The organism is Chloroflexota bacterium (assembly GCA_034717495.1).
In the GTDB taxonomy this organism is placed as follows: Bacteria; Chloroflexota; Anaerolineae; order JAAEKA01; family JAAEKA01; genus JAYELL01.
In genome coordinates this window covers 1-10,866 of sequence record JAYELL010000078.1, presented here as the reverse complement: position 1 = coordinate 10,866, position 10,866 = coordinate 1, and the positions used below count along the sequence as shown (strand labels likewise).

Sequence of the window (10,866 nt, the reverse complement as noted above, 5' to 3'; positions counted from 1 at the left end):
AAGATGTTGTCACCTCCTGGGAAGTTCAGTGGGATATGGCCAACCCCCTCCATGTCGGGCGAGATGGCAATTTCACCTACTTCCAGGCTTACTTCAACGCCTTCAAGAACGCCGAGTAACCTGCTCACCATGATACCCGGTCTCCTGCCACCCTTCCTGGCTTTCCTGATGCCTAACTGCTTCTGCCAGCCTGGCATCAGGACCGGGACCGGGTTCTCTACCTAAATCTCGTTTCCTATCATGGGGCGCTGACTGCCTGATACCGGCTCAGCGCCCCATCTTTCTTCGTGCAACAGGAAAAAGAAACGACCGGAGTCCCGCATGTTCAAGTATCTTATGCAGCGAATCATAGCCGCGATCCCCGTGATGGTCGGCATCCTTTTCGTCACCTTTGCGTTGGCTCGGCTGTTGCCCGGTGACCCCTGTGTTGCCATGCTGGGTGAGCGGGCCAACGAGGAAACCTGCTCGGCATTCAACGAACGATATGGCCTGGATAAACCGATGATTACGCAGTTTCTCATCTACTTCAATGACGTGTTGCACGGAGATCTGGGCATTTCCTTCAGATATGGAAAACCTGTAACCGAGCTGGTGATCGAGCGACTTCCCGTTACAGTTGAACTGGCAATGAGCGCCATGTTTATCGCCATCACCGTTGGCATGTTTCTTGGCATCGTCAGTGCAAAAAACCAGAACTCCTCTATTGACGTGCTCACCATGATGGGTGCGAACCTGGGCGTATCGATTCCTGTGTTTGTACTGGGGCTGTTGTTGGCCTATATCTTCGCGATTGTTTTGAAGGATACGCCATTTGCCCTGGCGCCCTCGGGGCGTCTGTCGGCAGGAATGAGTGTGCCCTCCCTGGCGGAAAAGCTAAACATCCAGGAGGGTGATGCGCTCTATACGCCAATGGAATTCTTGAGTAACCTCTATCTTTTTAATGCTGTTGTGACCCTCAACGGTGAGCTCCTGTTGGATAGTTTCAAGCACCTGATCTTGCCTGCAGTTGCGTTGGGCACGATTCCCCTGGCAATCATCGCCCGCCTCACTCGCTCAAGTCTGCTTGAAGTTATCGGATCGGACTACACCCGCACGGCGAGGGCCAAAGGCCTCTCTGAACGGGTCGTTTTGATACAACATGCCCTGCGCAACGCGTTGCTGCCGGTGGTTACGATTATTGGTCTTTCCCTCGGTTTTCTATTGAGTGGCGCTGTATTGACCGAGACCATTTTCGGTTTCTCCGGCGTGGGTCGCATTCTGTTCGACTCCATATTGGCCCGGGATTATGCTGTTATCCAGGGCTTCACGCTGGTAACGGCGGTCGGCTTCCTGATCATCAACCTGGTTGTCGATATTCTTTACGGGTTCCTGGACCCGCGCATTCGTTTAGGCTAGTCGTTGGAGCTTTCATGACGACACAAGACACTGCTTCATCCCCTCCAGTGGACCTGGCGGCACCCAAGCGAAAAAGCCGGGGTCTCTGGGCTGAAGCCGGCCGAGACCTGGTCACACGTCGCCGTTCCGGACAGGTCGGCCTGGTCACCATCATATTTTTGATCCTGGTGGCTGTCTTTGCCCCGGTAATAGCGACTCACGATCCCAATGAGGTATTGATCGGTAAGGAAGACGTCAGGCGGCGATCCCCACCCTGCATCCATGCAGCGAATTCATTGCCTTCCTGGCCGGTGATTCGCTGGTTCCAGTGCGATCCAGAGGATCCTGAACACTACTTCGGCGTCGATGGCAATGTTCGTGACCTGTATAGCCGGGTGGTTTACGGAGCCAGAGTCTCCCTGAAGGCTGGGCTTTACACGGTCATCATAGCCGTGTTATTTGGCACAACGATAGGTGCCATCGCCGGCTATATGGGAAAAGGAGTGGACAACGTCACCATGCGCCTGATGGACGTGGTATTGGCGTTTCCAGCTCTGATTCTGGCCATCGCCATTAACGTGGCCCTGCTGCAGATGCCGGAGGAAAGTTTTGTTGCCCGGGGAATCGCCAGTTTGCAAAGTATCCTGGGTTTCGAAGATGTCGGGCTGTTGACAGCACTTATCGCCATTTCCATCGTCTACATCCCGACTTATGCCCGCCTGACCAGATCACAGGTTCTCTCGCTCAAGGAACAGGAATTCGTCACAGCAGCCAGATCGGTCGGATCAAAGCCCAATCGGATTTTGTTCAGATCGATCCTTCCCAACGCTACCTCTCCCTTGATCGTGCAGGCCACACTTGGAATCGCCACGGCAATCCTCGACACGGCTGCCCTGTCTTTCCTCGGCCTGGGAGCACAGCCGCCGACCCCCGAGTGGGGCGCCATGATTGGCGCTGAACGCAACCAGATGTTCACGGCGCCACATCTGATCTTCTTCCCGGGCATGGCGATTCTGATCACTGTCCTCGGCTTCAACCTGCTGGGCGATGGTCTGCGGGATGCCCTTGACCCTCGCATGAAGAACCGCTAGGGAGCAAGAACCATGAGTCTTACGGAACAACCGCCCAACACGGCATCGAACACCACAATCAAGGACCGCTCAACATTCAGCCAACAGATGCGCGCTTTCCCATGGTGGGCTGTAATCCTGACTGTCAGCCTGGCGGTGGCGCTTGCGAAAATGCTGCAAGACCCCATCTACCGGGAGGCTCTCTCGTTTATCACGAATCCCGATACAACTGTGGAAACGGGCTTTCCCCCGCCATTGGATGTCATCACGGCAGGTATTCGCGTCACGCTATACGTGACCATCGTGTCCTATCTGATTGCCCTGGTGGTAGGTCTGGTCCTGGGAATCATGCGGGTCTCGAAGAATCCCATCTTGTTCCACGCGAGCACTCTTTACGTCGAAGTCATGCGCGGTGTGCCCATGCTCGTGCTGATCCTCTGGATTGGTTTCGTCGTGGTACCTGCCCTGCGCGAGGCTTCCAATGGCGCCTTTCAGCTAACCCGCATCCAGGGGGCAATCCTGGGTCTGGGGTTCGGCTATGCCGCCTATTTGGCTGAGGTCTACCGGGCGGGTATCGAGTCCATATCAAGAGGCCAAATGGAGGCCGCGCGCTCTGTGGGCATGAGCTATGTACAGGCAATGCGTTACGTGATCCTGCCGCAAGCGATTCGGCGCGTGGTGCCACCCCTTGCCAACGATTTTGTCGCCATGCTCAAGGATTCGGCGCTGGTCAGCGTCGTTGCCGTGCCGGAAATCCTGCAAAGTGCCCGCCTGTTCGTGTCACGTACCTTTCGGGCCTTCGAAGGCTACAACTCGGCAGCATTTCTCTACCTGGTCCTGACCCTGATGTTTATTTTCGTGGTGCGGTTCATCGAACGGAGGTGGAAGACCGGTGTCTGATCCCATTATCAAGGTCGTTGACCTATACAAGTACTTTGGCAATGTGCAGGCTTTGCGTGGCGTCGACCTGGAAATCCAACAGGGTGAGGTCATGGTCATCATTGGCCCCAGCGGCTCCGGCAAGTCCACCTTGCTGCGCTGCATCAATCATCTGGAGAAACCGACGGCAGGCCACGTCATTGTCGATGGTGTGGACATGGAGGCCAAAAAGACCGACATCAATGCCATGCGTGCTGAGATCGGCATGGTCTTCCAGCAATTCAACCTGTTCCCCCACCTGACAGCAATGGAAAATATCACGCTGGCACAAAAAGTGGTGCGCAAACGCAAGTCGGACGAACGCGAGGCCAGGGCCCGACAGTTGTTGGAGCGGGTCGGGATTCCAGAAAAAGCCGACGTTTACCCGGGCCAACTGTCGGGCGGCCAACAGCAGCGCGTCGCCATCGCACGCGCCCTGGCCATGGATCCAAAGATCATGCTCTTCGACGAGCCCACCAGCGCGCTGGATCCGGAGATGATCAAAGAGGTACTGGACGTGATGCTTGACCTGGCCAAAACCGGCATGACCATGGTCTGCGTCAGCCACGAGATGGGATTTGCCCGTGCCGCCGCCGATCGCTTGATTTTCATGGACGAAGGAATCGTCATCGAAGATACCACACCCGACGATCTGTACAACAATCCGCAACACGAGCGAACCGTGCAGTTCCTTGGCAAAATCCTGCAACATTGATTTGTCGGAGCGCGTGGCGGGCGACTCCATTGCTGCCCGCGGTGCTACTTCAGTCGAGGCTTGCAGGATTTTCCCCCGGCGATCAGACCGAGATATGCCACCTTACGCCCGCATTTTCGCTATGCGGGCGCTGCTATTGCCCATGAACAGAACGGTCATATCCGACGAAATTCAACCACTGCCGGCTGACATCCTGAAACTTCTGGATCGGACCTGGGCCGCCGACCGCCCCGAATACCGATGACGTCACCTGAAGCGTTTCCCGGCCCCGACAAATCAGCCCATCAGGGCCGTCTGATTGGCCTGTCGATCCTCATGCGCCTGACCGTCGATACGGCAATGCGCATGATGTATCCCTTCCTGCCGGTTATCAGCCGGGGACTGGGCATAAGTCTTGCCCAGGGTGGTCTGCTACTTGCCATACGATCTGCCATGATCGTGGCGAGCCCCATTTTTGGAACCTGGAACGACCGGCATGGGCCACGTCCTCTCCTGGTCGGCGCCCTGTTCCTGCAGGGACTCAGCCTGCTATGGTTGAGCACTGCTCAGGGATTCTGGGCGGCCGTGCCCTCCATGGTTCTTCTGGGCCTGGCTGCTGCAGTGCTCGTTCCTACGCTGCATACGGTGATCAGTAACCAGGTCCCTTTCCAGCGACGGGGACGGGCCCTGGGGATCGTGGAATTCAGTTGGGCGCTTACCGGCCTCTTCATCCTGCCGCTGGTGGGACTCCTGATGGTTCGGTACGGCTGGCAGATGCCAATTCGCCTGACAGGAATCCTCAGCCTGGCAGCCTCACCGCTACCATTCCTGTTGCCCGGCGGTCGGGAACAGGCTGCGCGGATACAACGGGGCTTCCTTGACCTGACCCTCTCCGTGCTGGGCGTGCCAAGTGCCAGGGCGGCCCTCGCCGTCAGCGGATTGATGTTTGTCGCAGCCGAGAGCTTTTTTGTCACATACGGCGCCTGGATGGAGAATTCCTTTGGCCTGGCGCCCAACGAGATCGGACGAATCGCTGCGCTGCTGGGAGTGGCAGAATTATCAGCATCGGGCTTCAGCAGTCTCTTCATCGACCGGATAGGCAAGAAGCGGGGCGTCGGAATCGGCCTGATGGCGATGACCGGCGCGTTGATCTTGCTGCCTCTTTTCGAGGGAACCCAGAAGCTCGCTGTCGCCGGCATGTTTCTCTTTACCATGAGTTTCGAATTCACCATCGTCTCCAACATAGGCCTGCTGTCAGAACAGGTGCCACGGGCCCGCGGCACAGTATTATCCATGGGCGCCATGATATCTGCCATCACCCGCGCGGCCAGTGCCTTCGTTGGCGCTGCGCTGTTCCAAAGCTGGGGAATAGTGGGACCGGCCCTTTTCGGTGCAGGCGGAACACTATTGGCAGTCTTTGTGTTGTATCGTTGGGTTCAGGAACAGGCGATTGTGCCCGCAGCTCTTGGGAAAGGAACTGAATCGTTAGGACCATGAGCAAAAAAAGCAACCGGCCATCCCGGGAACTGGTGCGCAGTGTTCTTCGGGGAGAGCGGCCGGAAGAATTGCCCTGTGGCGAACTTGTCATTGAAGACGAATTCGTGCGTGACCTGATCGGCCTGGACGAGGAAACGGTTTCCTGGTCGGCCCGTTATGCCGTGCTGCGACGGCTCAACCAGGATCTGGTCGTGGTGCCTTTCTCCAGTGGCTGGGGCAGCCCCACCCAGCCTGACACGGAGGAAGCTGAAGCTGCTCTGGAAGCATGGCACGCCGACAGCGACCTGTTTGTGTTTGCATTGGTGGACGGCCCCTTCAGCGCGGCGGCCAGGGCCTGGGGTTGGGAGTCTGCCTTGATGCGTTTGACCAGCGGCGGCAAGGCGGAACAGCGCTTCATGGCGGAGTCCGTCGTCATGCTTGCCGAAATGGCCGGCCGGCTTCGAGCGAAAGGAGCGGATGGGATCATCATCGGGGACGACATCGCTTATCGCCGCGCAACCTATATCAGCCCAAAGGCGCTTCGACAGAACTATTTCCCCTATCTGACCGTGCTGGTCGAGGCCATCCAAAGCGCGGGGCATCCGGTGGTTTTTCACTCCGACGGCAACCTGTGGGCTATCATGGACGATCTGCTGGAAACCGGAATCGACGGCCTGCAGGGCATGGAACCTGGCGCGGCTATGAACATGACTCGTGTCCGAGAGCACGCAGGCCCTCAGCTTTGTCTCTGGGGAAACATAGACGTGGGCTGGCTTGCCGTGCCCCGCGGGATCGAGGAAATCCAGCGTTACGTGGCAGACATGTTGCATCCCCTGATCGATACATCGGTTATCCTTGGGACCAGCGGTGGCCTGATGCCCGGAATACCGGGAGCCAATCTTGAAACCCTCTATCAGGTTGGGAAAAACATCGCCAATTGACGACAGATGGCGCAAATCTGTGGGGGCCAGCGCCAGGCTCTTTTTGCTCTGCCCGCGGCCTGTGGTATAATTCCACCTGCAGGGCGGTTAGCTCAGTTGGTTAGAGCGCCACGTTGACATCGTGGAGGCCACAAGTTCGAGTCTTGTACCGCCCACTCTTGAAAAGCGGTCGATTGTTGGACAATCGACCGCTTTTTTATTTTCTCTTAATCGGGCAATATCCAGCTCAGGATCGTGCTGACGATACTGATCACAATGCTGGCAGCCACGGCTATCAGGAAACTCTCAAAGAAGTTGCCTGCAATGGTGACCCCGTCAGGAATCAGCCAGGCGGTAAGCATCAACATCAGCGCGTTGACCACAAAGGTAAAAAGGCCCAGGGTAATGAAGTTGATCGGCAGGGTCAATAACTTGACGATAGGTCTGATCAAGGCGTTTACCAGGCCAAACACGGCTGCGGCCAGGAGCAGTCGAGCGACTCCTCCCTCCAGGCTCAAACCGGAAATGAGGTAAGCGGCCACCCAGAGGGCTATCGCATTGATAGCCAGGCGGAAAAACAATCGTTTCACTGTTGTGCTCCTTTCAGTTCACGCCATCCAGTTCGGTGCGGTAACCTGCAACCACTATGACTCGCAGAGTGACCGGCGCCGCCATCTCGGCACTGAGCTTCTCCTGGATTGACGCCAATTCCTCCTCGTTCATCCTCTCCGAATCAAAGGCGATCAGGGAAGATTCCAGGATAAAGCCGCTGGGCGTTTTCTTCGTGACAACATCGATAGTCTCCGCTGACCGTGCCCGGACCTCCCGCTCGAACACCAGGATCAGTGTTCGCGTTTGATCCATCTGGTCGACATCGATCGTCACAAGCTCGCCCTCGATTATCGTTGCATCGATATTGACCGGACCATCGGCGGCTTGCTCAAGTTCCTCATTGAGTTCAGTCCACTCTTCTGGTGATAGCTCGTCATCGACGTATTCGATTACCAGGGCATCCATATTCAGCGTTTCCCCAGTTCGACGGAATCCGATCGTTTCGACAAGGGCCGATTGCGAAATGACGTCGCTCGCAAAGATCGCTTCGACGTCCTGGCGCAGATTGATCTCGCGCACGGTGGAAACCGTGGCTATCCCCAGCAGTACCGAGATAACCGCCAAGGATCCTATGGTGATCTTGAGGCCCCGGGCAAGATCACTGCGCTCCGCACGTTCGGGAAGAAAACCCAGCACAAGAAATACGATGGCCGCTGCCAGAACGATGGCGATCAGGTTGGTGATAAAAAGCAACAGGGCTCCACCAGAGATATCAAGCCGCGACACGGCCAAACCGTAGCCCACCACCGTTAGCGGTGGCACCAAAGCGGCCGCAATGGCTACCCCGGGCAAGGCAGCAGCTACCTCCTTTCTACAGATCGCGTAACCGGCTGCCGCACCCGAAAACATCGCAATCATCAGATCCAGGATATTCGGTTCAGTACGCGCCATGATCTCATTGGTGACCGAATCGATCGGGGAAACAATAGTGATGACCGCGCCGACGAAAATGGCCATTACCAGACCTTTGGCCGTTGCCTCGATCGCAGTCCACATCATCTGCAGATCACCCATCACCATGCCCATGGCAATGCCAAGTATGGGACTCATCAACGGTGCGACCAGCATGGCACCGATGATCACCGCCGCGCTGTTCTGCAGAAGCCCAAGCACTGCTATAGCCGACGCCAGGAAGATCAGAACAAAGAAATCGACCGTGGGGACCGCCGAGGCGCGCATCGATTGTACCACCTGGGTGCGATCGGCTGTGGTTAACCTGGGCATCTGATCTGCCACAGAATCCCACAGGCTAGCCATCACTGCATGCGGGGCGGGTTCATATGCCCGCACCACCATGGCAGGCACTCGGGAACCGAAAGCTATTTCGGCGGCCAATCCCCCAAAATAGGCACTGTCAGAGATGCCCTGCCGCGAGCTGCCAACCATCAGCAGATCGACATCACCAGTTTCGTCCAGAATCCCTTTTTTTATAGAGGAGGATTCGATGGTTTCCGGTATCACATTCTCACCTACTGATACCGATTCAAGAGTCTCGTCCAAAGGCGCCCTGATATCCTCTTCGTCTGTTGTCCGTGATCTTGCCGTTGTGACGTTGATGAGGGACACCTGCCCGCCAGTCGGTTCGACCAGGTCCTGTGCAAGTTTCAGGGCTGCAATGGCATGAGGGCTGCCATCGGTAGGTACCACCACCCGCGCAATCTGCAGGGGAAACTTTCCCCGGAGTATCGTAACTTCACACCTGGCTTTTCGCACCACTATGTTCAGAATGCGGTCAGGGGACAAACCCTCGCCAGACAGGGTTCCACCCTCCCAACCCAGCAAGAGAAGGTCGATGTTCTCCTCCAACACGGTCTGCACAATACCATCTGCCGGCGTTGGGGCCAACCTGACCAGCACTCGAATAGGAACATCTGTATCCACGGTGTCCAGCAGAAACTGGCTGAGTTTGTCCCACTGCTCCTGAGCTTCGCGCTGCTTCAAGTTGGCCGGCATTTGATCTGGCGGCGTGACGATGCGCAACACCCGCAAGCTTCCATTTCGCGCCAGGGCCAGCTGAATCCCAGCTTGCACAAGCTCACCCGCCCTCTCGGGATTGGAAATGCCGACCATGACCCGGTAAGATACGTCATCTTCTTCCGCATCGATGGTTTGCTCCCTGCCCACCACCATGTCCTGGCTGCGCACGTCGACCGCTTTCGCACGGCCCATCCAAACGTAGTACAATGCGCCCAGGCCACCCCAGACCAATATGAAAGGCCATATCTCGCCAAGCAGGGTAGCAGGGGCAAACAGCCCTACGGCAACCGTCAATCCTGGAAAAATGGGATGGAAAGGCAGTTTTGGACGCCGGTTTTCCGGCAAATTCGGTTGGGAGTTCAGCAAGTCGGGGATATGAATAAGAGCAACCGACCAAAAAAAGGTCAGGGCAGCCAGTCTGGCCATGATCCCAACGGAAGAGAACAGAAGCAGCACAACACTTGCCCCGCCGAGAACCGCCACAGCAGGAACCGGTCCAGTCAATCGAATGGAGGCTGGGGAAAGGCGATCAGGCAGATAGCCGTCGCGCTGCATGTCACCCAGGAGGCGAAGGCCATTGATTGTAGCCCAGTTTAGAGCCAGCAGCAACACAAACAGCCCTGCGGTCGCATACAGCATATTGGCGATTTCATCAGACAGGAAGTCCTCAAACCCAGGAAGACTGGCCAGGGGCGCCAGAGGATTTTCGATAGCCCCCGGGTAACCGTAAACCACCGCAGCCGATATAGCGCCCAGCACCCCGGCCAGTAAAACGCTCACCAGCAACCCCAAGGGGATCGTTCGGGTCGGACGATGGATGGAATCGCGCGAACCCAGAATGATGTTCAAACCCCACAGGCTGGCGCCAAGGATGCCTGCGATCGTTTTGTTAGCGACGCTTTCGCTCCAGGAATATTCAGAAAAGGGACTTACCTCTTGAGCGGCACCGGCACCTCGCATCGCCATGATCAGGATCATGACAACGGCACCCGTTACCATGACGGTCTTGACAACCCAGCTCCCTTTGGTATCGACCAGGTTGTTAAGAACGACCAGAAGAACCGCCGCTGCACCAACCCACTTGATTGGAAGACCAAACTCGAAAAACTCATTCGTTATTATGTCAATCTGTAAGCCAACACCCCAGGCCAGTAGAGAAATCAATGCGATGTAGCCGGCAAGCAACACCCAACCAGCGGCAAAAGTGAGCATGAGGTTGCCCCCTAAACGAGCCAGGTTGTAGGCACCGTTGCCGGGAGTCACACCAGCCCGTTCCGCATAGGTCAGAATAATGGGCAGTGCCGCTATCATCATCAGTATGTAGGCAACCGAGGCCGACCCCCGTCCGGCCAGTTGATCTGCCAGCCCAAGCAGAATGTAGATGCCGACACCGACGCTCACGCTGGCGCCAAGCACAATTGTCCGGTTTAGTCCCAGAACACGACTGAAACGCGCCGTACCCTTGATCTGTTCGACCTGATCGTTCATCGTTGATCACCCTCCAGATGGCAATCGAGCATCTTCACCTACCAAGGTACCTCACTAATCCGACTGGAATATGTAAAGTTACATAACTGGAGTTACGCACTTGCCAAAATCCGGGTCAAATGACATCCTGAGCCTCGCCAGCACGCCAGCACGTCAGCAGACGATGCGAGAGCTAGGCGGTGCGTGAGCTACGCCAGCACGACAGCACGCCAGCACGTCAGCAGACGATGCGAGAGCTAGGCGGTGCGTGAGCTACGCCAGCACGTCAGCAGACGATGCGAGAGCTAGGCGGACCGTGAGGTCGGCGGTCCGGGAGGACTTCGAAGGGCGACATTTG

General features: G+C 56.7%; 9 protein-coding genes and 1 tRNA gene. 8 read left to right on the top strand and 2 right to left on the bottom strand.

Going from position 1 to position 10,866, the window contains the following annotated elements; translation table 11 throughout:
- Window positions 1-321 precede the first annotated feature (321 nt).
- The 8 genes from U9R25_14820 (at window position 322) to U9R25_14785 (ending at window position 6,628) form a co-directional block, all read left to right on the top strand.
- Entirely contained in the window at window positions 322-1,395 is a 1,074-nt protein-coding gene (locus U9R25_14820; GenBank protein MEA3337179.1) for an ABC transporter permease, read from the top strand.
- Window positions 1,396-1,409: 14 nt separating this feature from the next.
- Window positions 1,410-2,465, top strand: coding sequence for an ABC transporter permease (locus U9R25_14815; GenBank protein ID MEA3337178.1), 1,056 nt, complete (start codon window positions 1,410-1,412; stop codon window positions 2,463-2,465).
- Window positions 2,466-2,477: 12 nt separating this feature from the next.
- Entirely contained in the window at window positions 2,478-3,344 is an 867-nt protein-coding gene (locus U9R25_14810) for an amino acid ABC transporter permease (GenBank protein MEA3337177.1), read from the top strand.
- Window positions 3,337-4,077 (top strand): amino acid ABC transporter ATP-binding protein, encoded by a 741-nt coding sequence (locus U9R25_14805; GenBank protein MEA3337176.1) that lies wholly within the window; start codon window positions 3,337-3,339, stop codon window positions 4,075-4,077. The genes U9R25_14810 and U9R25_14805 overlap by 8 nt, the downstream gene beginning before the upstream one ends.
- Window positions 4,078-4,171: 94 nt before the next feature.
- The gene (locus tag U9R25_14800; GenBank protein ID MEA3337175.1) at window positions 4,172-4,321 is read left to right on the top strand and encodes a hypothetical protein; all 150 of its coding nucleotides are present in this window, start codon (window positions 4,172-4,174) and stop codon (window positions 4,319-4,321) included.
- Entirely contained in the window at window positions 4,318-5,553 is a 1,236-nt protein-coding gene (locus U9R25_14795) for an MFS transporter (protein ID MEA3337174.1), read from the top strand. Before U9R25_14800 ends, U9R25_14795 begins: the two co-directional genes overlap by 4 nt.
- Entirely contained in the window at window positions 5,550-6,473 is a 924-nt protein-coding gene (locus tag U9R25_14790; GenBank protein MEA3337173.1) for a uroporphyrinogen decarboxylase family protein, read from the top strand. The genes U9R25_14795 and U9R25_14790 overlap by 4 nt, the downstream gene beginning before the upstream one ends.
- Window positions 6,474-6,554: 81 nt before the next feature.
- Window positions 6,555-6,628 (top strand) — tRNA-Val (locus U9R25_14785).
- A gap of 51 nt (window positions 6,629-6,679) precedes the next feature.
- Here U9R25_14785 and U9R25_14780 read toward each other — a convergent pair.
- A complete protein-coding gene (locus U9R25_14780) occupies window positions 6,680-7,042 on the bottom strand; it encodes a phage holin family protein (GenBank protein ID MEA3337172.1) in 363 nt (120 codons plus the stop codon).
- A gap of 13 nt (window positions 7,043-7,055) precedes the next feature.
- Entirely contained in the window at window positions 7,056-10,529 is a 3,474-nt protein-coding gene (locus tag U9R25_14775) for a DUF389 domain-containing protein (protein ID MEA3337171.1), read from the bottom strand.
- Window positions 10,530-10,866 lie beyond the last annotated feature (337 nt).

Bases quoted from the DNA above. Each gene is read 5' to 3' on its own strand.
- U9R25_14815 (MEA3337178.1), top strand. From the start codon at position 1,410: ATGACGACACAAGACACTGCTTCATCCCCTCCAGTGGACCTGGCGGCA.
- U9R25_14790 (MEA3337173.1), top strand. From the start codon at position 5,550: ATGAGCAAAAAAAGCAACCGGCCATCCCGGGAACTGGTGCGCAGTGTT.
- U9R25_14800 (MEA3337175.1), top strand. From the start codon at position 4,172: ATGCCACCTTACGCCCGCATTTTCGCTATGCGGGCGCTGCTATTGCCC.
- U9R25_14775 (MEA3337171.1), bottom strand. From the start codon at position 10,529: ATGAACGATCAGGTCGAACAGATCAAGGGTACGGCGCGTTTCAGTCGT.
- U9R25_14810 (MEA3337177.1), top strand. From the start codon at position 2,478: ATGAGTCTTACGGAACAACCGCCCAACACGGCATCGAACACCACAATC.
- U9R25_14820 (MEA3337179.1), top strand. From the start codon at position 322: ATGTTCAAGTATCTTATGCAGCGAATCATAGCCGCGATCCCCGTGATG.
- U9R25_14795 (MEA3337174.1), top strand. From the start codon at position 4,318: ATGACGTCACCTGAAGCGTTTCCCGGCCCCGACAAATCAGCCCATCAG.